The 23613-nt window shown below is 71.6% G+C and carries 21 protein-coding genes and 3 tRNA genes; 8 read left to right on the top strand and 16 right to left on the bottom strand.

The features are described from left to right. Nucleotides 1-13: 13 nt before the first annotated feature. The 4 genes from glxA to ACZ7LV_RS30485 all read right to left on the bottom strand — a co-directional run bounded on the left by glxA (nucleotide 14) and on the right by ACZ7LV_RS30485 (nucleotide 4965). Nucleotides 14-1951, bottom strand: coding sequence for a radical copper oxidase GlxA (gene glxA / locus ACZ7LV_RS30500; RefSeq protein WP_471944017.1), 1938 nt, complete (start codon nucleotides 1949-1951; stop codon nucleotides 14-16). Next, complete coding sequence (locus tag ACZ7LV_RS30495; RefSeq protein ID WP_471944015.1) at nucleotides 1948-3840, bottom strand: glycosyltransferase family 2 protein; 1893 nt, start codon at nucleotides 3838-3840, stop codon at nucleotides 1948-1950. Before ACZ7LV_RS30495 ends, glxA begins: the two co-directional genes overlap by 4 nt. 255 nt (nucleotides 3841-4095) lie before the next feature. Then, nucleotides 4096-4809: a FadR/GntR family transcriptional regulator gene (locus ACZ7LV_RS30490; RefSeq protein WP_471944013.1), complete on the bottom strand. Its 714-nt coding sequence runs from the start codon at nucleotides 4807-4809 to the stop codon at nucleotides 4096-4098. Between the two features lie 82 nt (nucleotides 4810-4891). Further along, nucleotides 4892-4965, bottom strand: a tRNA-Lys gene (locus tag ACZ7LV_RS30485). Between the two features lie 196 nt (nucleotides 4966-5161). Here ACZ7LV_RS30485 and ACZ7LV_RS30480 point away from each other — a divergent pair. From ACZ7LV_RS30480 to ACZ7LV_RS30470, 3 genes are all read left to right on the top strand, one after another. Next, the gene (locus ACZ7LV_RS30480) at nucleotides 5162-6295 is read left to right on the top strand and encodes a peptidoglycan-binding protein (RefSeq protein WP_471944011.1); all 1134 of its coding nucleotides are present in this window, start codon (nucleotides 5162-5164) and stop codon (nucleotides 6293-6295) included. Between the two features lie 51 nt (nucleotides 6296-6346). Next, the gene (locus ACZ7LV_RS30475) at nucleotides 6347-7477 is read left to right on the top strand and encodes an SPFH domain-containing protein (protein ID WP_471944010.1); all 1131 of its coding nucleotides are present in this window, start codon (nucleotides 6347-6349) and stop codon (nucleotides 7475-7477) included. Nucleotides 7478-7573: 96 nt separating this feature from the next. Beyond that, a complete protein-coding gene (locus ACZ7LV_RS30470; RefSeq protein ID WP_471944009.1) occupies nucleotides 7574-8179 on the top strand; it encodes a lytic polysaccharide monooxygenase auxiliary activity family 9 protein in 606 nt (201 codons plus the stop codon). 51 nt (nucleotides 8180-8230) lie between these two features. Here ACZ7LV_RS30470 and ACZ7LV_RS30465 read toward each other — a convergent pair. From ACZ7LV_RS30465 to ehuB, 6 genes are all read right to left on the bottom strand, one after another. Continuing rightward, nucleotides 8231-8307 (bottom strand) — tRNA-Lys (locus ACZ7LV_RS30465). Between the two features lie 88 nt (nucleotides 8308-8395). Then, nucleotides 8396-9154, bottom strand: coding sequence for an IclR family transcriptional regulator (locus ACZ7LV_RS30460; protein WP_471944007.1), 759 nt, complete (start codon nucleotides 9152-9154; stop codon nucleotides 8396-8398). A gap of 205 nt (nucleotides 9155-9359) precedes the next feature. Further along, nucleotides 9360-10148: an ectoine/hydroxyectoine ABC transporter ATP-binding protein EhuA gene (ehuA, locus tag ACZ7LV_RS30455; protein WP_471944005.1), complete on the bottom strand. Its 789-nt coding sequence runs from the start codon at nucleotides 10146-10148 to the stop codon at nucleotides 9360-9362. Beyond that, complete coding sequence (ehuD, locus tag ACZ7LV_RS30450) at nucleotides 10138-10788, bottom strand: ectoine/hydroxyectoine ABC transporter permease subunit EhuD (protein ID WP_401680785.1); 651 nt, start codon at nucleotides 10786-10788, stop codon at nucleotides 10138-10140. The genes ehuA and ehuD overlap by 11 nt, the downstream gene beginning before the upstream one ends. Then, nucleotides 10785-11486: an ectoine/hydroxyectoine ABC transporter permease subunit EhuC gene (ehuC, locus tag ACZ7LV_RS30445; protein ID WP_471944003.1), complete on the bottom strand. Its 702-nt coding sequence runs from the start codon at nucleotides 11484-11486 to the stop codon at nucleotides 10785-10787. Before ehuC ends, ehuD begins: the two co-directional genes overlap by 4 nt. Next, nucleotides 11483-12424 (bottom strand): ectoine/hydroxyectoine ABC transporter substrate-binding protein EhuB, encoded by a 942-nt coding sequence (ehuB, locus tag ACZ7LV_RS30440; RefSeq protein ID WP_471944001.1) that lies wholly within the window; start codon nucleotides 12422-12424, stop codon nucleotides 11483-11485. The genes ehuC and ehuB overlap by 4 nt, the downstream gene beginning before the upstream one ends. Before the next feature lie 119 nt (nucleotides 12425-12543). On the opposite strand from ehuB, the gene ACZ7LV_RS30435 reads away from it, so the two are divergent. Continuing rightward, nucleotides 12544-13038: a DUF3830 family protein gene (locus ACZ7LV_RS30435; protein ID WP_471943999.1), complete on the top strand. Its 495-nt coding sequence runs from the start codon at nucleotides 12544-12546 to the stop codon at nucleotides 13036-13038. Here ACZ7LV_RS30435 and ACZ7LV_RS30430 read toward each other — a convergent pair. Together ACZ7LV_RS30430 and ACZ7LV_RS30425 are read right to left on the bottom strand one after the other, a co-directional pair. Then, nucleotides 13019-14422, bottom strand: coding sequence for an amidase (locus ACZ7LV_RS30430; RefSeq protein ID WP_471943997.1), 1404 nt, complete (start codon nucleotides 14420-14422; stop codon nucleotides 13019-13021). The two genes, ACZ7LV_RS30435 and ACZ7LV_RS30430, sit on opposite strands and share 20 nt — an antisense overlap. Before the next feature lie 17 nt (nucleotides 14423-14439). Further along, nucleotides 14440-15387, bottom strand: a complete 948-nt coding sequence (locus ACZ7LV_RS30425) for a D-2-hydroxyacid dehydrogenase (protein ID WP_471944271.1) — start codon at nucleotides 15385-15387, stop codon at nucleotides 14440-14442. Nucleotides 15388-15595: 208 nt separating this feature from the next. Between ACZ7LV_RS30425 and ACZ7LV_RS30420 the strand changes: the two genes are divergently transcribed. The 3 genes from ACZ7LV_RS30420 (at nucleotide 15596) to ACZ7LV_RS30410 (ending at nucleotide 18404) form a co-directional block, all read left to right on the top strand. Further along, the gene (locus tag ACZ7LV_RS30420; protein WP_471943995.1) at nucleotides 15596-16411 is read left to right on the top strand and encodes a maleate cis-trans isomerase family protein; all 816 of its coding nucleotides are present in this window, start codon (nucleotides 15596-15598) and stop codon (nucleotides 16409-16411) included. Next, the gene (locus ACZ7LV_RS30415) at nucleotides 16408-17139 is read left to right on the top strand and encodes a maleate cis-trans isomerase family protein (RefSeq protein ID WP_471943993.1); all 732 of its coding nucleotides are present in this window, start codon (nucleotides 16408-16410) and stop codon (nucleotides 17137-17139) included. The genes ACZ7LV_RS30420 and ACZ7LV_RS30415 overlap by 4 nt, the downstream gene beginning before the upstream one ends. A gap of 191 nt (nucleotides 17140-17330) precedes the next feature. After that, nucleotides 17331-18404: an LLM class flavin-dependent oxidoreductase gene (locus ACZ7LV_RS30410; RefSeq protein ID WP_471944269.1), complete on the top strand. Its 1074-nt coding sequence runs from the start codon at nucleotides 17331-17333 to the stop codon at nucleotides 18402-18404. On the opposite strand, the gene ACZ7LV_RS30405 is transcribed toward ACZ7LV_RS30410, so the two are convergent. Further along, the gene (locus ACZ7LV_RS30405; protein ID WP_471943991.1) at nucleotides 18383-20218 is read right to left on the bottom strand and encodes a putative bifunctional diguanylate cyclase/phosphodiesterase; all 1836 of its coding nucleotides are present in this window, start codon (nucleotides 20216-20218) and stop codon (nucleotides 18383-18385) included. The genes ACZ7LV_RS30410 and ACZ7LV_RS30405 overlap by 22 nt on opposite strands. Nucleotides 20219-20556: 338 nt before the next feature. Here ACZ7LV_RS30405 and ACZ7LV_RS30400 point away from each other — a divergent pair, with 338 nt between their 5' ends. Beyond that, complete coding sequence (locus ACZ7LV_RS30400) at nucleotides 20557-21900, top strand: M6 family metalloprotease domain-containing protein (RefSeq protein ID WP_471943989.1); 1344 nt, start codon at nucleotides 20557-20559, stop codon at nucleotides 21898-21900. A 77-nt stretch (nucleotides 21901-21977) separates the two neighbouring features. Here ACZ7LV_RS30400 and ACZ7LV_RS30395 read toward each other — a convergent pair. From ACZ7LV_RS30395 to ACZ7LV_RS30385, 3 genes are all read right to left on the bottom strand, one after another. Then, nucleotides 21978-22051 (bottom strand) — tRNA-Lys (locus ACZ7LV_RS30395). Next, nucleotides 22042-22623, bottom strand: coding sequence for a bifunctional DNA primase/polymerase (locus ACZ7LV_RS30390; RefSeq protein ID WP_471943987.1), 582 nt, complete (start codon nucleotides 22621-22623; stop codon nucleotides 22042-22044). The genes ACZ7LV_RS30395 and ACZ7LV_RS30390 overlap by 10 nt, the downstream gene beginning before the upstream one ends. A gap of 163 nt (nucleotides 22624-22786) precedes the next feature. Further along, the gene (locus tag ACZ7LV_RS30385) at nucleotides 22787-23149 is read right to left on the bottom strand and encodes a hypothetical protein (RefSeq protein WP_471943984.1); all 363 of its coding nucleotides are present in this window, start codon (nucleotides 23147-23149) and stop codon (nucleotides 22787-22789) included. Between the last annotated feature and the right edge of the window lie 464 nt (nucleotides 23150-23613).

Genomic DNA, 23613 nt, shown 5'->3' with positions numbered 1-23613 from the left:
GCGCCGCCAGGTCCTAGGGCACCCGCACCCACCGGGCCGCGCTCGGCACCCCCGTGCCGTCGACGGCGAACACCATGTACCAGCCCGACGGCACCAGGTTCCGGTTCTCCGGCACGGTCACGGTCACCTCGTCCCCGGTCACGGTGAAGTCCAGCGCGACCGAGCGCTGATCCACGTCCGTCACATGCGTCGACGCGCTCGGCCGGATCAACCGCACCGTGCGCACCGACGCCGCCTGCCGGGACGTGAACGTCCCCGACTCCCCGCGCGCGAGCGTGCGCGGCCCCCCGTCCAGCGCCGGCCGGGGACCCCGGTGGAGATACGGCGGCGTGTAGATCTCCATGCGCTGCTCGAACTCTCCCGGCCTGGTGTTCGCCGCGTCCCCGAACAGCGAGTCCGAGCCGAAGAACAGCACCCGCCCGTCGGGCAGCAGCAGCGACCCGGAGTGGTAGTTGCGCCCCAGCAGCGGATCGGCCACCCGGTCGAGCTCGCCGGTCGACGGGTCGTACAGCCGTGCCTCCAGGATGTCCGAGTCACCGCGCCCGCGGTAGTCCTCGGAGCCCCCGGCGATCAGCACGCTGTCGTCCGGCAGGAGCGAGGCCTGCGGATACCGGGTGCCCTTCCCTAGCGACGGCCCGTCGACGAAGCGCGGCCGGCTCGCCGACAGATCGACGATCCGCGTCCTGCTGCTCGCCAGCGCGGACTCCCCGACCCCACCGCCCCCGATCACCATGTACGTCTCGTCCTGGGCGGGCGGCAGCAGCACCGAGTTCGCGGTCTCCAGCATGTCCGGGTCGCTCATGCCGGGCACCACGGAGAAGGTGTCGGTCCGCACGTCCCAGACGCCCGGCTCCCGGCCCACGTCGTCCGGCCCGTACCCGGCGTTCGCCCCGGAGTAGAAGACCTTCCCGTCCTGCATCAGGAACAGCGCCGGATACGTGGGGAACTGCCGCTCCTTCGCGGTGTAGCTCCACTTCCTCGTCGCGGGGTCGAAGACCTCGTTCTTGCCCGGCACCAACTGCCCGATGTCGTCCAGCCCGGAGACACTGAGGATCCGCCCGTCACCCAGGGTGGTGAGCGTGGGGTACCAGCGGGCCTCCTTCATCGGATCGACCTTGACGTACCTCTCGGCGACGGGGTCGAACTCGTAGGCGTCCCGGATCCCCTGGAAGTCCTTCTTGTCGAGCGCCAGTTTCTGCGCGATGCCGTACGTGTTGCGTGCGTCCGGCCCGGTCAGCCCGTGGACGCGGTAGTTGTCCTGGGTACCGGTCTCGTACCGCGCGCCCTCCCGTGCCGCCTCGACGTAGATCCGCCCGAATCCGGGATCGTTGCGCAGGAAGCGCCCGGTCGCCTCGTCGAAGACCTTCTTCGCGCGCGGCACCAGCACCGGATCCTTGGAGACGAACGTCCTGCCGTTCTCCTTGCCGGTGAACCGGGTGCCGGCGGGGAGGGTGATCGGCCTGTCCGGGTTCTCGTTGTAGACGATCATCAGGCCGCCGGCCTTGCGCACATCGCCCTGGAGCTTCTCGTACCGCTTGGTGCCGCCCGCGATCAGCAGATTGCCGTTCCCCAACTGCGTATGCCCGGTGCAGAACAGGTCGTTGGGCGTCGGGACCTTCTTCACGGTGCCCTCGACCGGGTCCCACAGGCGGGTGTCGAACCTCTTCGCGTCGAAGTTGTCCTGGTCGTTGCCCGACCCGGCCACCAGCAGCACCTTGCCGGTGTGCAGCAGTGCCGCGTGAATGGTGTTCTGCCGGTACGCGTCGGGGAACTCGACGATCTCCCAGCGTCCGTTCTCCGCCTTGTACCCGGGCCGGTCGATCCGGTACGCGTGGTACTTCTCGGAACCCACCCGGTAGAGCCAGGGTCCGTTCATCCCGGCCACCGCGAGGACGACCGCCGTGCCGATCGCGAACCGGCGGAGCCGCCGGCGTTCGGCACGCCCTGTCATTTCGCCACCCCGTGGGCGGGCGTCGGCGCGGGCACTCCGTGCGCCGGCGTCGGGGCGGGCACCGCGTCCTGCGGCTCGGGCGCCGCGGCGGTCCGTCTCCGCGCCTGCCGCAGTTCCCAGCGCCAGGCCAGCACCGGCGTGGCGGTGACCAGCAGCGCGAACGACGCCCAGACGACCATCGCCGGGTGGGAGTGGCCGAATCGGTGGCCGGCGGCGAGCGAGGCGCCGAAGACCAGGATGAAGTACCAGTGGTAGCGGAAGGTCCCGAACCACCGGTCCGGGCTCGCCGAGTCGCCCTTCGGCGTGACCACGAACCGGCTCCTGCGCCGCAGCGCCGCGTCGATCAGCGCCTTCGCGTACAGCGGCGCCGACAGTGCGGACATCACCATGCCGGCGACGCCGCCGGAGCCCTCCGGCTCGTGCGGTGAGACGTTGTGGCGGCGGTTCCAGACGTACAGGCCGATCTGCAGGGCGGAGGCGTTGCCGTAGAGCATCAGCCAGACCGCCGGGTCGATGTTCACGCCGGAGGCGCCGAGCCCGAGGAACAGCGCGCAGCTCAGCGCCGCGAGTATCCAGTTCAGGGCCGACATCGGATAGAAGATGATCATCATCGTGTAGTTGAGGAGCTTGGCCGGCGGCAGCGAGTACCAGCCCTTCCAGTACTGCTTGAGGATCGTCTCGTAGGTCCCCCGCGACCAGCGCATCTGCTGGGTGAAGAAGTCCGTCCAGGCGGTCGGGCCCTCACCGACCGCGAGGACGTCCGGGGTGTAGACCGAGCGCCACTTCCTGCCGGTGACGGGGTTGCGGTGCCGGTGGATCTCGAAGCCGGTCGCCATGTCCTCGGTGATCGAGTCGTACAGACCGCCGATCTGCCGGAGGGCCTTGATCCGCACGGCGTTGGAGGTGCCGACGAACATCGGGGCGCCGTAGCGGTTGCCGGCCCGCTGGATCAGCGCGTGGAAGAGGAACTGCTGCGACTCGGCGGCCTTGGTGACGAACGAGTCGTAGTTGCCGTAGACCTGTGGGCCGATCACGAAGGCGATGTCCGGGTCGCGGAAGTAGCCGAGCATCCGCTCCAGGTAGTTCGGCAGCGGCACGTGGTCGGTGTCCACGGAGGCGAAGAAGTCGTAGGCGTCGCCGTGCGCGTCGAGCCAGGCGTTGTAGTTGCCGTGCTTCGTCCGTGCCCGGTGCGGTCCCTTGGCCTGGTTCCATCGCGGGACGCCCTTGCGGGTGAAGTGGTGCACGCCGAGGCGGGCGCAGACCTCCTTGACCTCGGGGTCGTCGCCCTCGTCGAGCAGCCAGACGTGCAGCAGGCCCCGGTGGCGGATCCGCACCGCCGCCTGAAGGGTCCGGGTCACCATCTCCAGCGGTTCCTTGCCGGGCACGAAGGAGGTGAGGAAGGCGACCGACGTGCCGGCCTCGGGCACCACCGGGACCGGGTCACGGGCGACCAGCGTGGCGTGCGCGTTGGACAGCACGTTCATGCAGCGGAAGAACTCGATCAGACCGATCGCGACCAGCATCACGACGTCCAGCGCGGGCAGGAAGGCGTACGCCGGGTGGTCGCGCGCGGTCCAGTGCGCCGGCTGCAGCAGCCAGACCAGCAGGACCAGCGAGAGCACGGGAGCGGCCGCCAGCATCAGGGCCACCCGGACGCGGTGCGGCTCCTGCGAGATCAGCGAGCGGTACCGCACCCGGTAGGGCCTGCCCGGATCGGGCTCGGTCAGAGGGCCGGCCAGCCGGCTGTAGTGCTCGTAGTCGTAGCGCGGCAGGGTCCTTCTGAGCCGGCGGAACGCTCCCGTGTGGCCGCTCCGGTGCGCACCCGCCCGGAGCCTCGAGGTCTGTGACGGGTCGAGGTGCTGCCGGGCGCCCGTCGGCGTCGACGTCATGAGTCATCCCCCCGCACGCGGGTCGGCACCGCGTGTCTGTCGGTCCCTTCACCCGCTCCGGCCCCCCTCGGCCGTCACGGGCGCGTCCGGTCGCGTGACGCCCCCCTCGGCATCACCTCAGGAACGGGGCCCCTCTCCCCGCACCACCGGCAACCGGTTCCTTCCCCCCCAAGTGGCGTGTCGCCGCGGCCACTTGCGACCAGGGTTCTACGCCCTTCCACATGATCGCAAGATGGGATACACGGTATTTACCCGTTAAACGGGCTCATTCGGACGCAAGTTGGCGTTGACTGGGGCGCTTGAGTGCAGTCGGGTACGAAGGTGGTGGAAGTGGTCCCTGACGGCCTGCTCGGCACGGTGCGTGTCGCCGGAGCGCACCGCGTCCAGGATCTCCCGGTGCTGCCGGCAGGTGACCCGCGGATCCTGCGGCACCTCGACAAGCTTCCTGCTCACCCGGTGGAAGGTGTCCCAGAACGCCTCCAGCACCTCGCTCAGCAGGACGTTGTCCAGCCCCCGGTAGAGGGTGGCGTGAAAGGTCCGGTCGGTCGCGGCGAGGCCGGCCCCCCGTGCCGCCCGCTCGTCCATGGCGTCCACGAGCGTCTCCAGCTCGGCGAGGTCCGACGCCGGGAGCCGCCCCGCGAGCCGGGACACCAGCCCCGTCTCCATCGCCTCGCGCAGATCGAGGAGCTGGCGCAGGCTGTCCTCGCCGCGGTGGTGTCCGGCGACCGTACGGAAGGCGAGGCCCTCGATCATCGGTGCGAGGGACATCCGGCCGACATAGGTGCCGAAGCCATGGCGTATCTCGACGATCCCCATCGCCTGGAGCGCCTTCAGTGCCTCCCGGACCGAGTTCCGGCTCACGCCGAGCAACGCCATCAGCTCGGGCTCGGTCGGCAGCGGCGCCCCGGAGGCCAGCCGACGGTCGACGATGAGCTGCTTGATCCGTTCCTGGAGGTCACGCGCTGCCATGGCCAGAGGGTAACCGGCCATAACCGGGGCGGCTCCTCCCATGCGAAAGGCCCCTCACCGTGGTGAGGGGCCTCGCTGTCGGTGCGCCGCCAGGGACTCGAACCCCGGACCCGCTGATTAAGAGTCAGCTGCTCTAACCAACTGAGCTAGCGGCGCCTGCTGACGTCGTTAACCCTACATGACCTCCGGGCGTGCTCCGGACCACCGCGGAGGGGCCGCCCGGGCCCCGGAACGGGGCCCCGGGGGGCCGTACATCATTCGGACCGTCAACATGCGCGCCCGGAAGACAGTTGTGAAACTGATCAACGTGCACAGGTTCGGAAATTCTCGCCAGGAGTGTGAGGGGAATCGCATGGAGACCCCGGTATTCGAGGAAATCGATCCCGCGAGCGACTGCGACTGCCCCGGATGCGCGCACTGGCGCCGCGTCCTCCCGCATCCCACCCCGCACCGCCCCTTCGCCCACCCCGCCGCCCGACGCGCCCTCGCCCTGGCCGCGCTGACCTCCGCGGCCCTCGGCGCCGACCACACGGCGCCCACCCCGGCGGCCGCCCACGCCCCGCTGCGGCCTGGCGTTCCCGCAGACGACGAGCCCGAGACCCCCCAGGGCGGCACGGCGCCCCTGCACGGTCCGGCCGGGACCCCGGGCAACCCGTCGGACACGGGAAAGACGCCCGAGACGACCCGCGAGAAGATCATCCAGCGGGCCCAGAAGTGGGTCGACGCGAAGGTGCCGTACAGCATGACCTCCTACTGGTCGGACGGGTACCGGCAGGACTGCTCGGGCTATGTCTCGATGGCATGGGGCCTGCCGCAGAACGAGTGGACCGGGTCCCTGCACACCTTCGGCACCCGCATCGCCAAGGCGGAGCTCCAGCCCGGCGACATGCTGCTGTTCCACAACCCCGACAACCCGGAGAACGGCTCGCACGTCGTGCTGTTCGGCGGCTGGACCGACTACACCCGGACGTCCTACATCGCCTTCGAGTCGACCCGCCCGCACGCCCGCCGGGCCGTGACGCCGTACGCCTACTGGAGCAACTCCGCCCGGTACGTCCCGTATCGCTACAAGGGCGTGGTGGAGACCCCGCTCGCGACCTCACCGGAGACCCCGCCCGTGACTCCTCCCGAGACCCCGTCCGCGACGCCGTCGCCGACTCCGGCACTGCCCGGGACCGGCCCGAAGCGGGGTGGCGGGTCGTCCGCCGCGCCGCGCACCGGGGCCCACGTGCCCGCCTCGCACGGAGTGCCGGGCTATCCGGGCCGGGCGATGTTCCGGCCCGGCGCCGACAATCCGTACGTCACCCAGCTCGGCGGACAGCTGGTGAAGAAGGGGTTCGGCAGGCACTACCCGGACGGGCCGGGCCCGCGCTGGGGCGAGGCGGACCGGCGGGCGGTCGAGGCCTTCCAGCGCACCCAGGGCTGGCGGGGCGGTGCCGCGGACGGCTACCCGGGGCCCGAGACCTGGCGCCGGCTCTTCTCCTGACCTGCTGTTCCCCCCCCACGAACGCATCTGGCGCGGAGGCTGGAGACACGCATGACCACGACCACTCCCGAGACACCCGACCCCGGGGGCGCCGAGCAGACCCCGCCGCCCGCGCACCGGGCCACCCGGGTGATCCACAACGAGGCGACCACCGAGATCCCCGTCCATCTGCTGTTCAGGGACGACCCCGATCCGGTGTCCGTGCAGCTGCGGCCCGCCGTGGTCAACCGTCGTCAGGGCACGGGAGAGCAGCCGCGGCTGCGCCGCCCGGCGGGGGCGCGGGCCCGGCCGGTGCCGCAGATCGACCCCGATCTGGTGGAGCGGCCCGCACGGGTCCTGCCGGCGGCCGCGGGCCTGCTCGCCGGTGCCGCGGGGGCGGCCGGGTGCGCGTTCACCTCCTGGTGGGCGGGGGCGATGCCGCCGGCCGTGGTCTCGGCCCTGGGGCTGCCGGCCTCGGCGGGCGCCGGTGCCGGCCCGGCGCAGTGGGCGGCGTACGCCGGGGCCGGGGCGCTCGGCCTGTTCGGGTTCGGCGGCCTGGCGCGGGGGCGGACCGGGCGGGCCTGGGTGCTCGGGGTGTTCGGCCGCTACCGGGGGACCGTCCGGCGCACCGGCCTGATGTGGGTGAACCCGCTGCTGCCGCGCCGCCGGGTGGACGTACGGCTGCGGCACTGGCGCAGTGAGCCGATGCCGGCGGCCGACGGGAGCGGGCTCGCGCTGCGGGTGGTGGTCCTGGTGGTGTGGCGGGTGCGGGACACCGCGCGTGCGGTGCTGGCGGTGGAGGACCACGAGTCGTATCTGCGGGTGTGCGTGGAGGCGGCGCTGGCGCGGGTGCCGGTCGAGATGCCGGGCGCGGCGAAGCCCGCGGTGGACGCGGCGGCCGACGCGCTGACCCGGCTGGTGGCGGCGGACGCGACGCCGGTCGGCATCGAGGTGTTCTCGGTGCAGCCGGTGCGGGTGGAGTACGCCCCCGAGGTGGCCGCCGCGATGCACCGCCGGCGGATCGCCGCGCTGGACGCCCAGCACCGGGCGAGCGTGCTGACCTCGGTGGTGGACTCGGTGGAGGACACCGTGACCCGGCTGACCATGCGAGGGCTCGTGGCGCTGGACGACAACGAACGCAAGGTGCTGGTCAAGGACTTGACGGTGGCGTTCTGCGCGGGGCGGGGAGAAACCGGTCCCTGATTGGTATGGACATGTTCAACTCGCGGCAATAAACTCAGCCTTGGTCTAGACCTGCAAGCTCAGTGAACTTCCCCCACGTTCTCCAGGAGCGGCAGTATGCGTAAAAAGACCAAAGTGTCCGCATTGATGGTGGGTATGGCGACCACCGGTGCCCTGGTTCTCTCCTCCGGCGGAGCCAGCGGCCACGGCTACACCGACCTGCCCATCAGCAGGCAGAAGCTGTGTCAGAACGGCACCGTGACCAACTGCGGCAACATCCAGTGGGAGCCGCAGAGCGTCGAGGGGCCCAAGGGCTTCCCTTCCTCCGGCCCGGCCGACGGGCGGATCTGCTCCGGCAACAACGGGCAGTTCGGCCAGCTCGACAGCTCGCGCACCCCCTCGGGCGGCGCATGGCCGGCGACCAAGGTGAACGGCGGCCAGAGCTACTCGTTCCGCTGGCAGTTCACCGCCATGCACTCCACCACCGACTTCAAGTACTACGTCACCAAGCCGGGCTGGAACCAGAACCACAACCTCGCCCGGTCCGACCTCAACCTGACCCCGTTCCTCACGGTCCCCTACAACAACCAGCGTCCGCCGCAGACCCTCTCGCACAGTGGCACCCTGCCGTCCGGGCTCAGCGGCCGGCACGTCATCGTCGCGGTGTGGACGATCGCGGACACGGCCAACGCGTTCTACGCCTGCTCGGACGTCACGTTCTGAGTGTGCCGGACACGCGAAGGAGCCCCTCGCTTCCCGCGAGGGGCTCCTGCGTGGTGCGCCGCCAGGGACTCGAACCCCGGACCCGCTGATTAAGAGTCAGCTGCTCTAACCAACTGAGCTAGCGGCGCATGACTCCCGCCGTCCGCTGTGCGCGGTCGGCGACGGAGAAAATAATACCCGGTCCGCGCGGGTGCTCCGGACCACCGCCCCAGGGCGCTACAGCGCCAGGGAGAGCAGCACCGGAGCCGCGTTGCGGTTCAGGGTGTCGGCCGCCTGGCGCAGCCGGTGGGCGTGCTCGACCGGGAGCGACAGGGCCAGGCAGCCGACCGCGGAACCGGCGGTGATCGGGACGGCCGCGCAGACCGTGCCGATCGCGTACTCCTGGAGGTCGAGCACCGGCACCGTAGGCGGCTGGGCCTCCAGCCGGGAGAGCAGCACCTTGTCGCTGGTGATGGTGCGCGAGGTGAGGCGGGCCATCTTGTGCCGGGCGAGGTGGTCGCGGCGGCCGTTGTGGTCCAGCTGGCCGAGCAGGCTCTTGCCGACCGCCGTGGCGTGCGCCGAGTAGCGGAAGTCGACCCACTCGTTGACCGCCGGGGTGGCCGGGCCCGCCGCGTACTGGGTGACCCGGACCTCGCCGTCGACGTAGCGGCTGATGTAGACGGCCGCGCCGACGGAGTCGCGCAGCCGGTCGAGGGTGCGCTGGAGCTGCTCGCGCAGGGCCTCGTCGTGATGGTGCGCCGAGCCGAGGCGGGCGAGCGCCGCGCCGGTGACGTAGGCCCCGTCGGAGCCCTGGTCGACGTACCCCTCGCGGCGCAGCATCCGCAGCAGTCCGGTCAGCCGCTCCGCGCGCAGTCCCGTCCGGCGGGCGATCTGGGTGACGGTGACACCGGCGGGGTGCCGTGCCACCGTCTCCAGGACGCGCAGCGCGTCCTGCGCCGAGTGGTACGGCACGGTCGGCTCGTGCTTCAGCGCCACGGTCTCCCCCTGCGCTCGCTCGCTTCCGTCCTGGGCCTGCTCTCGCTCTCCACGATAACCGGCAAGAGGCCGGTAATGAGCGGCAGTTGACGAGATGACGACCTTCTCAGCAGGGGCGTAGCCACTTGGCATATGCCAACGGAATGCCCCGCCGCCCCGACCTCGGGTGACGGTACCGGCGCGTAGTGTGACGGACCGGAAAAAATCACAGCACCGCGCTCAGGAACTCCCGCGTCCGCTCGTGCTCGGCGTCACCGAAGATCTTCTCCGGCGGCCCGGACTCGATCACCCGTCCCGCATCGAACATCAGGACCTGGTCGGAGATGTCCCGGGCGAAGTTCATCTCGTGGGTCACGCAGAGCATGGTGATGTCGGTGCTGCGCGCGATGTCCCGCAGCACGTCCAGCACGCCCGCGACCAGCTCCGGGTCGAGCGCGGAGGTCACCTCGTCGAGGAGCAGCACCTGCGGGCGCATCGCCAGCGCCCGCGCGATGGCCACCCGCTGCTGCTGTCCGCCGGACAGCTGGGACGGCTTCGCGTCGCACTTGTCGGCGAGGCCCACCAGCTCCAGCAGCTCCCGGGCGCGCGCCTCCGCCTCGTCCTTCGACAGGCCGAGCACGGTGACCGGCGCCTCGGTGACGTTGCGCAGCACGGACATGTTCGGGAACAGGTTGAACTGCTGGAAGACCATGCCGATCTTCTTGCGGATCTCACGGATCTGCTTCTCCGGCGCGGGGAAGAGCTTGTCCCCGTCGACGGTGATCGTGCCCTCGTCGGGCTTGATCAGGGTCATCAGCATCCGCAGGATCGTGGTCTTGCCCGATCCGGACGGCCCGATCAGGGTGACGTGCCGGCCGGCCTCGACGGAGAAGTCGAGGTGGTCGAGGACCAGGTTGTCGCCGAACCGCTTGCTCACCTGCTCCAGTCGGATCAGCTCGGCGCTCCGGTCGGTGGCGGGGTTCTTCTCCGGGTTGGGGAGGGTCTCAGTGGGCAAGGCGTCGCTCCAGGGCTCGCAGAACAAGGGAGGCCAGGTAGGAAATGACGATGAAGGCCACGCCGATCACCGTCAGGGGCTCGGTGAAGCGGAAGGTCTCCTGGGAGAACAGCCGGGCCTCGCCGAGCATCTCCAGCACCGTGATCGCCATCAGCATCGGCGTGTCCTTCAGCATGGAGATCACGTAGTTGCCGAGGGCGGGCACCACCCGGCGGACGGCCTGCGGCAGGATCACCGCCGTCCAGGTCCGCCGCAGCGGCAGGTTCAGCGCCGTCGCGGCCTCCCACTGGCCGACGGGCACCGCCTCGATGCCGGCCCGGTAGACCTGCATCGTGTACGTCGAGTAGTGCAGGCCGATACCGATCACACCGGTGGTGAGGGCCGAGGCCGTCACGCCCCACTCGGGCAGCACGTAGAACAGGAAGAACAGCTGCACCAGCAGCGGGGTGTTGCGGACGAACTCGGTGACCACACCGACCGGCCAGGTCACCCAGCGGCTCGGCACCCGCATCAACAGGGCCCACACCAGGCCCAGGACGAAGGAGATCAGCGAGCCGATCACCAGGATCTGCAGGGTGACCAGCAGACCGTCCCAGAAGTGCGGCATGAAGTCCGTGACCGCGCTCCACTCCCAGTTCATCGGACCCCCTCCACCACGGCCGGCTCAGGCGTCCGGACCTTGCGCTGCGGCGCCTTGCCGACCCCGGCCTTCAGCTTCTTCTCCAGCCCGCGCATCACCCGGGTGAGCAGGAAGGCGATCACGAAGTAGATGAGCAGGATGTACGTGTAGATCTCCGCGCTCTCCTGGAGGGCGAGGCGCACCAGGTTGCCGCTGAAGGCCAGATCGCCCATGCCCATGATCGACACCAGCGCGGTGCCCTTGAGCAGCTCGATCAGCAGGTTGCAGAACGGCGGGATCATCTCCGGCACCGCCTGCGGCAGCAGGATCAGCCGCATCCGCTGCCACGGCGTGAAGCTGAGCGCGATCCCGCCCTCCCGCTGCGCCGGGTCGACGGCGTTCAGCGCGCCGCGCACGATCTCCGAGCCGTAGGCGCCGTAGGTCAGGCCCAGCGCCAGGGTGCCCGCCCACAGCGGGACCAGCTGCCAGCCGAAGGCCGGGGGCAGCACGAAGAACACCCAGAAGATCATCACCAGCGCCGAGGTGCCGCGGAACACCTCGGTGTAGAGGCCCGCCAGGAAGCGGACCACCCACAGCCGATGGGTGCGCGCCATGCCGACCGCGAAGGACACGGCGGTGGCCAGCAGCGTGCTGAGGACGAGCAGCTGGATCGTGACCCAGATGCCCTGAAGTACGAGTTCCCACAGTCCCGAGGTCATCCGCCGCACAGCTCCTTCGCGGTCAGATCCGTCATCTCTTCCTCGGTGAACCCGAACGGCTTCAGGATGCGCAGCAGTTCGCCGCTCTCCTTGAGCTTTCGCAGCTCCCGGTTGAAGGCGTCCCGCAGCCCCGTCTCGGTGGGCCGGAAGGCGAACCCGCCGCCGTCGACGTGCGGCTTCCCGCCGACGATCGGCTTGAACGGCTCGGTCGCCTCGGCCTTCGCGGACTTCTTCACCACCTCGCGGGTGGTGAGCGCCGTACCGGCGAACACGTCCACGCGCCCGGCCTCGACGGCGTTCAGCCCGGCCACCTGGTCGGGCACGATGAGGATGTCGCTCTCCTTGTAGCCCGCCTCCACGGCGTACTCGATCTCGGCGTAGCCGGTGCCGGTGGCGAACCTGGCCTTCTTCTCGACGACGTCCCGGTAGTCGCGCAGTCCGAGCGGGTTGCCCTTGCGCACGATGAAGGAGTCGAGCATCTGGTAGTCGGGGTCGGAGAAGATGACCTGTTCGCAGCGCTCGGGGTTGATGTACATCCCCGCGGCCACGACGTCGAACTGCTGCGAGTTCAGGCCGGGGATGAGCGAGCCGAACTCGGTCGGCACGGGCTGCACCCGGTCCACCCCGAGCCGTTGGAAGATCACCCTTGCCAGCTCGGGCGCCTCGCCGGTCAGTTCGCCGTTCGTGTCGATGTACCCGAAGGGGATCTCGCCCGCGATGCCCAGGCGCACGACACCGGCGGCCTTCAGCCGGTCGAGCAGGTCACCGCCCGCCGTGCCGGAGGCGGTGGCCACCCGGGTGCAGCCGGCGGCGCCCAGCGCGCCGAGCGCCGCGACCCCCGCGAGCAGCGACCGGCGGGCGGGCCCGAGGGCGCGTCCCGGAGCGGGTTCGGATATGTGGTCGGTGTTTCTCGTCGGGCTTCTGCGTGGTGGAGCCATGGGCGCGCGGCTACCCGACCGCACGCGGGTTATGCCGATCTTTTCAAGCCCCGCACCCTCCGGGTCCGGGTGCGCGGGCCCCCTTGACCGCGCCGCCGCCGGGCACTCCCATGGAACCCATGGCTGATCGCTACATCGAGGTCTCGCTGGACAAACGCGCCGTCACCTGCACGGCCAGGCTGCTCGACGACCGTGCGCCGATCACCTGCGCGGCCGTCTGGGACGCCCTCCCGTTGTCCGGTGACGTCTACCACGCCAAATACGCCCGCAACGAGATCTACGGACTCTTCCCGCCCTTCGCGGCATCCGAGCCACCCCTGGAGAATCCGACTGTCACCCCCATTCCGGGCGATCTGTGCTATTTCGCCTTTGCCGGTTCGGAGTTGGGCACCCAGGCCTACGGCTACGACCGCGAGGTCCGCGCCGGTACCACCGTCGTGGACCTCGCGCTCTTCTACGAACGCAACAACCTGCTGCTCAACGGTGACGTCGGCTGGGTCCCCGGCATCGTCTGGGGGCAGATCGTGGAAGGCCTGCCCGCGATGGCCGAGGCCTGCAACGACCTGTGGCGGACCGGCGCCGCCGGGGAGACGCTCAGCTTCCGGCGGGCCTGACCCCGGCGGCGGCACCGGCCTCGTACAGCGCGTGCGCGGCCCGCAGGACCAGGTCGTCCCGGTGCCGGGCGGCCACCAGCTGCATCCCGATCGGCAGGCCGTCCCCGTCCGTCCCGACGGGCACGGTCGCCGCGGGCTGCTGGGTCATGTTGAAGGGGTAGGTGAACGGGGTCCAGCCCGTCCACCGCCGGTGCCCCGACCCCTTCGGCACCTCGACGCCCGCCTCGAAGGCCGTGATCGGCAGGGTCGGGGTGACCAGCAGGTCGTACGTGTCGTGGAAGCGGCCCATCCGGCGGCCCAGATCCATCCGGACGTCCACCGCGGCCAGGTAGTCCAGCGCCGTGTACCGGGCTCCCCGCGCGCAGATCTCCCGCAGCCCCGCGTCCAGCAGCGCGCGCTGCTCCGGCCCGAGCCGCTGGGTCACCCGGGCGGCCCCGCTGAACCACAGGGTGTGGAAGGCCTCCACCGGGTCGGTCAGGTCAGGATCGGTCTCCTCGACGTACGCGCCGAGCTCCGCCAGCCGCTGCACCCCCCGCCGTACCGCCGCCGCGACCGCCGGCCGTACCGCCACCTGCCCGCCCAGCGACGGCGAGTACGCCACCCGGAGCCCGCGCACGCCGGCCGCCAGAGCGTCGGTGAAGGCCGTGGCCGCCGGCGGCAGCCCCGACCAGTCGCGGGGGTCCGGGCCGCCGATCACGTCCAGCAGCAGCGCCGCGTCCGCCGCGTCCCGGGTCATCGGACCCACGTGGGTCAGCGTCCCGAACGCGCTCGCCGGGTACAGCGGCACGCGCCCGTACGTCGGCTTCAGCGCGAAGATCCCGCAGAACGCCGCCGGGATGCGCACACTGCCGCCGCCGTCGGTGCCGAGCGCCAGCGGTCCCGCGCCGAGCGCCACGGCCGCCGCCGCGCCCCCGCTGGAGCCGCCCGCGGTGCGCGTCAGGTCGTACGGGTTGCGCGTCACCCCGGAGGCCGGCGAGTCCGTGACGCCCTTCCAGCCGAACTCGGGTGTCGTCGTCTTGCCGAGGAACACCGCGCCGTGCTCGCGCAGCCGGGCCACGGAGGGGGCGTCCTCGTCCCAGCGGCCCCCGGGATCGACCGTCCGGGAGCCGCGCAGGGTCGGGGCGCCGCGCAGCAGCAGGATGTCCTTCACCGTGACCGGCACCCCGTCGAGCAGCCCGTCCGGCTCACCGCGCCGCCATCGCTCCTGCGACTCCCGGGCGCGCAGCAGCGCGTCCTCGGCGGTCAGCCGGACGAAGGCGTTCACCTCCGGCTGGATCGCCTCGGCCCGCTCCAGCGCCGCGCGGACCGCCTCCACCGGGCTGAACTCGCCCTTGCGGTAACCGTCGAGGAGCCGTATGGCGGTCAGCTCGGTGAGCTCGGTCATCCACCCTCCCAGGAACGTCAGTGTCCGGGTACATACCCACGCTGTTTGTCCACCACGTTCGCGAGCGGCCGCCCCGCCTCCCACGCCTCGTACAACTCCACGAACTGCGCGCCCAGTTCGTCCCGCCAGCCGACGGTGTCGCCGCTCATGTGCGGGGACACGATCAGGTTCGGGACCTGCCACAACGGGCTGTCGGGCGGCAGGGGTTCGGCGTCGAAGACGTCCAGGGCGGCGCCCGCGATCCAGCGCTTGGCCAGCGCCTCGGCGAGGGCATCCGCCACCACCAGCGGCCCGCGTCCCACGTTGACGAAGCGGGCGGAGGGCTGCATCATCCCGAACCGGCGGCTGTCGAACATGCCGTGCGTCTCTTCCGTGAGCGGCGCCGCCGCGATCACCCAGTCGGCGCGTGCCATGAGGCGGTCCAGGTCGCCGGGGCCGTGGACGCCGGTGCGCGGGGTGCGGCCGACCAGGGCGGTGGTGACGCCGAGCGCCTTCAGGGTGCGCACGATCGCCCGTCCGATCGGCCCGGAGCCCACCACGACCGCCCGGCCCCCGCCGACCTTCTGCGACTCGCGGTGCCGCCAGATCCGCTCCCGCTGGAACTCCAGCGTGCGCGGCAGGTCCTTGGCCATCGCCAGCACCAGGGCGGCGACGTACTCGGCGATCGGCTGGTCGAAGATGCCGCGCGCGTTCGTCACCACGGTGTCGCAGGCGGCGAGTTCCGGACACATCAGGTGGTCCACACCGGCGCTCGCGGTGTGCACCCAGCGGGGCCGCGGCCCGTCGCCCGGCCATGCCGCGCGCACGGCGTGCGAGGTGAAGTCCCACACGAGCAGCACATCGGCGTGCGGCAGCCGCTCGGCGAGCCCCGCCGCGTCCGTGTGCTCGATCCGGGCGCGGCCGGTGAGGCGGCCCAGCCGGGGGAGGGGTTCGGCGTCCAGGACGAGCAGGGTGGGAAGGGGCATGAGCAGCCGTTTCTCCAGCCGTTCGCGGGGGCGGCCGGCCGTGGGGGCGACGGCCGGTGACGCCATGTCAACGGGGTTCAACCGGGTGTTGACCTGGGAGTGATCCGGGCGGATTGACCACGCTCGCACCCGAACCTACCGTCGTCAACACGGGCGTTCCCCACGATCCGTTGCCCACTCGTCTCCGAGCGTGAGGCCGGTGCCTGCCATGGACGTCGCATTTCTCGGCGGACCGGCTCCGCAACGCGGAATCGGTGTCGTCGCCCCCTTCGACTTCGCGCTGGACCGCGAGCTGTGGCGCTGGGTTCCGGACGAGGTGTCCCTGCACGTCACCCGCACCCCGTACGTGCCGGTTGAGGTGAGTCTGGACCTGGCCCGCCTGGTCAGCGAGCACGAGACGCTGAGCGAGGCGGTGCGCACCCTGAACGCGGTCGAGCCCGAGGTGATCGGCTACGCCTGCACCTCGGGCAGCTTCGTCGGCGGCATCGTCGGCGAGCGCGCGATGTGCGAGGCGATGAGCCGGGCGGGCAACGTGCCGGCGATCACCACCTCCGGCGCGCTCCTGGAGGCCCTGGTCGAGCTGGACGTACGCCGGGTGGCGCTGGTGACCCCGTACACGGTCTCGGTGACGCGGGCGCTGGAGAGCTATGTCGCCGAGGCCGGGGTCGCCGTCACGGGCTGCGCGTTCATGGGGCTGACCCGGCACATCTGGAAGGTGCCCTACCGCGAGGTGGTGGACATGGCGCGGCGGGCGGTGCGCGGCGCCGCCGACGCCCTGTTCATCAGCTGCACCAACCTGCCGACCTACGACGTGATCCCGCAACTGGAGGCCGAGCTGCGCATACCGGTGATCTCGGCCAACCAAGTGACGATGTGGGCGGCGCTGCGACGACTGGGTACCCGTGCGGTGGGGCCGTATCAGGCGCTGATCGATCCGGCGGCGCGCACCGGTCCCGTACTGCCGGGGGACACCCCCGGCGCCGTAGTGCCGGAAGAAGAGCAGCAGCAGGAAGGCTGGACATGACAGCACTGGGATTCCTCTACCCGGGCCACTCCGCCGAGGACGACTATCCGCGCATCGAACAGCTCCTGGGCAGCGACATCCGGGTGGACCTGGTGCACACCGACATCGGGGAGGACGCGCACCGCGTGGACGCCCTGCTCGAGATGGGCGCCCCGGCCCGCCTCGCCGCCGGCGTCCAGGAGCTGCGGCACGCCGGTGCCGACGCCGTGGTGTGGGCGTGCACCAGCGGCAGCTTCGTGCACGGCTGGGAGGGCGCCCACGAGCAGGTGCGCACCCTGGCGCAGGCCGCGGGCATGCCGGCCTCCTCGACGTCCTTCGCCTTCGTGCACGCCGTGCGGGAGGTCGGCGCGGGCCGGGTGGCGGTCGGGGCGACCTACCCCGAGGACGTGGCCAGGCTCTTCGTGGACTTCCTGGGGGCGGCCGGCATCGAGGTGACCGGGGTGCGCAGCTCCGGGATCATCACGGCGGCCGAGGTCGGCACCTGGGGCGAGGCCGAGGTCTTCGCGCTGGCCCGCGCGGCCGACGCGCCCGACGCGCAGGCGGTGCTGCTCCCGGACACGGCGCTGCACACGGCGGCCCACATCACGGCCCTGGAGAAGGAGCTCGGCAAGCCGGTCCTGACCGCCAACCAGGTCACCGTCTGGGAGGCGCTGCGGCTGGCGGACCGCCGGGTGAACGCTCCGCAGCTGGGGGCGCTGTTCACCAGGGAGCCGATCGTGCAGGTCTGAGTCGTGCGGGTGAGGGTGTCGACGGACTCGACGGACGCCCGGAGGGGAATAAGCGGGGACCGTCTCCTGTTCGCGTCCTGAGGAGACCGCACGGCCGAGGACGCAGGAGGCACCCCTTGCCTGACGAGCAGCACGACCAGCAGGAACAGCTCGACGAGCGCGGTGAGCGCGGGGAGCGCGACCGGAACGGGATCCGCGGTAGCGCACCCGGCACCGCCCCCGTCCCGCTGTCCGTACTGGACCTGGTCACCGTCGGCGCGGGCCGCACCGCCACCGACGCCCTGCGTACGAGCGTCGCCCTGTCCCGGCTCGCGGAGACCCGCGGATACCACCGCTTCTGGGTCGCCGAGCACCACTCCATGCCGGGCGTCGCCTCCTCGTCCCCGGCCGTGATCCTCGCCCACCTCGCCGCCCACACCGAGCGCATCCGGCTCGGCTCGGGCGGCGTGATGCTGCCCAACCACGCTCCGCTGGTGATCGCCGAGCAGTTCGGCACCCTGGAGGCGATGGCCCCCGGCCGGATCGACCTGGGCCTCGGCCGGGCCCCCGGCACGGACGGTGCCACCGCCGCGGCCCTGCGCCGCACGGACCGGCTGAACGAGGGCGCCGACGACTTCCCGGAGCAGCTCGCCGAGCTGACCCGGTTCCTGGACGACGACTTCCCCGACGGTCACCCCTACCGCCGCATCCACGCCGTCCCCGGCCCCGTCCAGGCCACCTCGCCCGGCGGTGTGCAGTCCCCGCACCGCCCGCCGGTCTGGCTGCTCGGCTCCTCCGGCTTCAGCGCCCGGCTGGCCGGCCTGCTCGGTCTGCCCTTCGCCTTCGCCCACCACTTCTCGGCGCAGAACACCGTCCCCGCGCTGGACCTCTACCGGGAGTCCTTCAGGCCGTCCGCCCTCCTCGACGAGCCCTACGCCCTCATCGGCGTCTCCGCACTCGCCACCGACGACGAGAAGGAGGCCCGGCGCCAGGTCCGCGCCGCCGCGCTCAGCATGATCCGGCTGCGCACCGGACGGCCGGGCCTCGTGCCCACGCCGGAGGAGGCCGAGGCGCACGAATTCAGCCCGATGGAGGAGGAGTTCGTCACCTCATGGAACGCCAACGTCGTCCACGGCACCCCGGACGAGGTACGCGCGGGCCTCGACGGTCTCCAGAAGCGCACCGGCGCCGACGAGTTGATGCTCACGGCCAACGCGCACAGCGGTGAGATCAGGCTCCGTTCCTACGAACTCGTCGCGGACGCCTACGGGTTGCCGACCGCCTGACCCGAAGGGCACGCCAGCAGCTCGGAGATGCGGTCCGGCGGCACCGGGCGGGAGTACAGCCACCCCTGCCCGGTGTCGCAGCCGATCCGGCGCAGCCGGCCGGCCTGCGAGGAGGTCTCGACGCACTCCGCGGTGACGGTCAGCCCCAGCCGGTGCGCCAGCTGGATCATCGCCTCGACGATGACCTCGTCGGCCGGGCTGGCGTGGGTGCCCGCGTCCTCGTACTGGAAGCCCCGGACGAAGGACCCGTCCAGCTTCAGCACCGACACGGGAAGTCTGCTGAGGTAGGCGAGGTTGGAGTAGCCGGTGCCGAAGTCGTCGATCGCGATGCGGACGCCCATGTCGCTGAGCGCCTGGAGGGCCTGCAACGGGCGGCCCGCTGAGCCCATCACCGCGGACTCGGTGAGCTCCAGCTGGAGCAGCTGCGGGGCGAGGCCCGTCTCGGCGAGGATCTCGGCGACGTCCGCGACCAGGTCCGAGTCCCAGACCTGACGCACGGCGACGTTGACGGAGACGAACAGCGGGGGTTCGTCGGGGCGTTCGAGCTGCCAGCGGCGGGCCTGGCGGCAGGCGCTGGCCAGCACCCAGCGGCCCAGCGGGACGATCGCGCCGTCCTCCTCCGCCAGTGCGATGAACCGATTCGGCGTCAGCATGCCGAACTGCGGATGATTCCAACGGACCAACGCCTCGACCCCGCTGAGCCGGCCGTCCGCCATCCCGACCAGCGGCTGGTACTCCAGCACGAACTCGCCCCGGTCGATGGCCGGGCGCAGCGTGGAGGCGAGCGCCTGGCGGGTCATTCGGTGCGCGTTGCGTTCCGGGTCGAACAGCGTCCAGCGGGACTTGCCGTCCGCCTTCGCCCAGTACAGCGTGGTGTCGGCGGCCTGCATCAGACCGGTCGCGGTGGTGCCGGCCGCCTGCCGTTCGACGACGCCGATCGACGCCGACAGCGACAGCCGCTGACCGGCGAGGTCGAAGGGCTCCTGCAGGGCCGTGAGCACCGACTCGGCCAGATCGGCCAGTTGCTCGGTGCCCGTGGAGTCCTCGACCAGCAGCGCGAACTCGTCGCCGCCGAGCCTGGCCACCAGCGGGGCGCTCGCCCTGCCGTACCCCGCCTCGTCCGCGCAGCGGCCCAGCCGCTCGGCGACGGCCGCCAGCAGCCGGTCGCCGACCCGGTGGCCGAGGGTGTCGTTGACCGCCTTGAAACCGTCCAGGTCCAGGTAGCACAGGCCGATCCGGCCGGTGCCGCCGCGGGTGTACGACTCCACGTCGAGGGCGGCCGAGAGGCGCTCGAAGAACAGGGTGCGGTTGGGCAGCCGCGTGACCGGGTCGTGCATCTGCAAGTGCCGCAGTCTGCCCTGGAGTTCACGGCGCGCGCTGATGTCGGCCGCGCTCAGCAGCACGCCCGGCGCGCCGTCGGGCAGCGGGGCGACGGTGACCTGCACCCAGACGCTGTGCCCGTCGGGGTGCTTCAGCCGTCGGCTGCACCGCAGCCGGGCCTCCCGCCCGCGCAGCACCTCGCGGTACGCGTGCCAGGTGCGGGCGTCGGAGGCGAGGTCGACGAGGTCGGCGGCGACCCGTCCGGTGAGGTCGCCGGGACCGGTGCCGAGCAGGTCCGCGAGCGCCGCGTTGGCGCTGACCACCAGGCCTTCGCGGTCGACGACGGCCATCGCCAGTGGTGCGGCCGCGAAGGCGGATCGGTAGGAGTCGGAGGCGTCGGCCCCGGTACTTCGCGACGCCTGGTGGTTACTGTCTGTGACGGCCGGCCCGATGAGGTCTGCCGCGGGCGTCGGCCCTTCGGACGTTCCGCTCACCGCTCGCTCCCGCAGTGCACTCGATCTGCTCGATCTCTGCTCGATCTCTGTCCGGGCAGGAAAGGGTCAGGAAAGTGTGCCGATCATAGAGGGCAGCTCCCGCCGCTCGCAGCCCACTGTCCAGTGTCGCGGAACACGCGCGGAAGGGCCCGCCCTCCTGACAGATCGTTTCTGCCCGCCTGAGACCCGGTTCTCCCGTCCCTCGACCGATTGTGACGGACCGTGAGCGGTTCGGGGGTGTCGGCCGGTTTGGTGACCCCGTTCGGCCTCGGTCGCTCTCACTCGTCCGGTGCAGGCAAACAGGGCATACAACAATAAATTCACACAGTCTGGATGCGGTGTCCCGCGAACCGCATCCGGAGGTCCATGTGCCGCGCCAGCTGCCCTTGGGGGAACGCACCCGTGAGGCCCTCGAGGGGCTCGGCCGCGTCGCCGCCCGCCCCCGACTGCGCAGCACCGCGGCCGTGTTCACCACCCTGTCGGCGGTGGCGGCGACCTCCCTGATCGCCTGCCCGTCGGTCGCCGAGCCCTTCGCGGCCGCACCCTGCGCCCTCGCCCGCACCCAGGCCCACCACTCCGAGGGCCTGGACACCTGGAACGCCGCCTATCCACGGCCGGCCGGCACGCTGGACGCGGTGATGGTCTTCCTGTCCTTCCCGGACGCCCGCCCGCTGACCACCCCCGCCGAGCTGGCGGCCGACCACTTCCCGGCCACCAGCCACTACTTCGAACGCGCCTCGTACGGCAAGTTCCGGCTGCGCTCCCACCCGCTGCCGTACTGGATCCGGATGCCGCGTCCCTCCACCGCGTACGCCATACAGCGCGACTGGGGTGCCGCCCACCGGGCCGCCTATCTGCGGGACGCGCTCGCCGTCGCCGACGGCCAGGTCGACTTCTCGCGCTACGACGTCGTCTACTTCGTCGCGGACCCGCACGCGCCGGGAGTCGACTCGGACGCCACGAAAGTCGTCAACCTGGACACCCCGCTGCGCGCCGACGGCACCGACATCCGCCGGGTCGTCACCGTGTTCGAGAACCACCCGCCGGACCGGCTCGTCCTCGCCCACGAGACCGGCCACGTCTTCGACCTGCCGGACCTCTACCACCGCCCGGACGACGGAAAGGGCGACTGGGACACCCATGTGGGTGACTGGGACCTGATGGGCAGCCAATTCGGACTCGCCCCGGATCTGTTCGGCTGGCACAAGTGGAAGCTGGGCTGGCTGGAGCCCCGGCAGGTGGTCTGTGTGCGGGGCGGCACCCCCGTGCGGCTCACGCTGGAGTCGCTCGGCGCCGCGCCCGGACTGCCCTCCACCACCCAGGCCGGTGCCCCCGCCTTCGGGCTGGGGCGCGGGACCAAGCTCGCCGTCGTGCGTACGGGGTCCGACAGCGCCCTCGCCATCGAGGCCCGCGGCTCCGTCGGCAACGACCAGGACAGCTGCCGCCAGGGCGTCCTCGTCTACCGCGTGCACGCCGGTGCCGAGTCCGGCGGCGGCCCGGTCCAGGTGGTCGACGCCCACCCGCACACCGAGGCGTGCTGGGAGGGCTCGGTGTATCCGCCCCTCGCGGACGCGCCGGTCGCCCTCGGGGAGAGCTTCACCGTGCCGGGCACGACGGTGCGGTTGGACGTGGAGGGGCGCACGGCGTCCGGGGGATGGACGGTGAAGATCGCGAGCGGGTAGCGGTCGCGCGAACGGGTGGCGACTGCGGCGGGGCAGAAAAAAGCCCCCCGCGTCCGCGAGGGGCTTTCTCGTTGTCGTGCGCCGCCAGGGACTCGAACCCCGGACCCGCTGATTAAGAGTCAGCTGCTCTAACCAACTGAGCTAGCGGCGCCTGCTGACGTCGTAGACCTTAGCATCCAGGTCGGGGGGAGGAAAAATCGATATCCGCACCGTCGAGCGGGCCGCTCGGACCGCCGCCCAGAGCAGGATCTCGGGGCCTGGGAGCCAGGGGTGGCGGGTGTCGGGGGCGACGAGCCAACGGGATCCGGACGCCGTGTCCGCATCCGTACCGGAGGGGGCGGGGACGGTCACGGCGTCGCCGGTGCCGTGGCACAGCAGGGGAGGGACGGCGGCCGTACGGCCGGCGGCGGCCGGGCCCGTGGACGCCCACTCCTCCCACTCCATCAGCGACGGCAGCCGCTGTGCCGTGCCCGGCGCGGCGAACAGCAGCATCCGGCCCCGGAACACCGCCACCGGCCCCGAGCCGGGGCCGTCGTCCCACAAGCGGTCCAGCATCGCGCGTCCGAAGATCGCGGGCGCGCTCACGACGTCGAAGGCGGAGCCGCACGGCAGCACCACGGGCGCCTCGGGGCGCTCCTCCCACAGGGCGCGGGTGCTACGCGGATACGTTCCGGCCGAGGCGAGCCAGGCGGCGCCGTCCGAGGTCACTGTGCTGCTGCTCATGGCATCTACAGGTACCGGGAGTGAACGTCGCGTTTCCCTGGGTTGCCGGAAACTGGGACAGGGACGGACGACAAGGGGTACCTTGCCCGGTCGGCATATGCCGAAAGGGTGGTCGCGACGGCGCGGGCGGCGTCCGGTCGCTGATGACCCGCGGCGCACGCCCTCAGACGGGATCCGGACCCCGCGCCTCCACGCCCCGCAGCAGGTCCCGGCCGAACTCCACCATCTTCTTGGCGTAGTCCTCGGTCCACTCGGCCCGCTCGGCGATGTCCGCCGCCGTGAGCCGGTCGAACCGGCGCGGGTCGGCGAGCTGGGCCGCGGCCATGGCCTGGTACTCCACCGCGCGGTCGGCGGCGGCACGGAACGCCTGCGTCAGCTCCGTGGCCCGGGCCAGCAGCGTCCGGGGGTCGTCGAGGGACTCCAGGTCGAAGAAGTGCTCCGGATCGGAGGCCGCCTCCGCGGGCTCGAAGAGCAGGGGCGCGGGGCGTAGCCGCGGTTCGTTCCGACGCGGCGTGGGCTCCGCCATGTCCTCATCTCCTCCTCGTACGTTTCCGACGGCACCACCCGTCCAGGGTGGACCACCCTCAATTCTCTCGCGCCCGCGCAAGGGGGCCCTTGCCCCAGAACACCAGACCTGCGCCGGACGCGTCCGGCGAGGGCGAGGCAGGGGCCGGGGGGTGTGCTCGGTGTCGTGGGTCATGAGGTCCAGCGGATGCGGTGTTCGGCCAGGTGGGCCAAGACGGCGTGGTTCGCCTCCCAGCCGTCCGGGGCTGTGTTCATCGGCCGCCTTCGGCGGCGTGCCGGACTCCGTCCGGCGGGGGGTGTGCTCGGTGTCGTGGGTCATGGGGTCCAGCGGATGCGGTGTTCGGCCAGGTGGGCCAGCACGGCGTGGTTGGCCTCCCAGCCGTCCGGGGCTGTGTTCATCGGCCGCCTTCGGCGGCGTGCCGGACTCCGTCCGGCGGGGGGTGTGCTCGGTGTCGTGGGTCATGG

It is taken from the genome of Streptomyces sp. NPDC107562, from assembly GCF_055657325.1.
The sequence above is the reverse complement of the archived record's forward strand: the minus strand, read 5'-3'. Positions and strand labels throughout refer to the sequence as shown.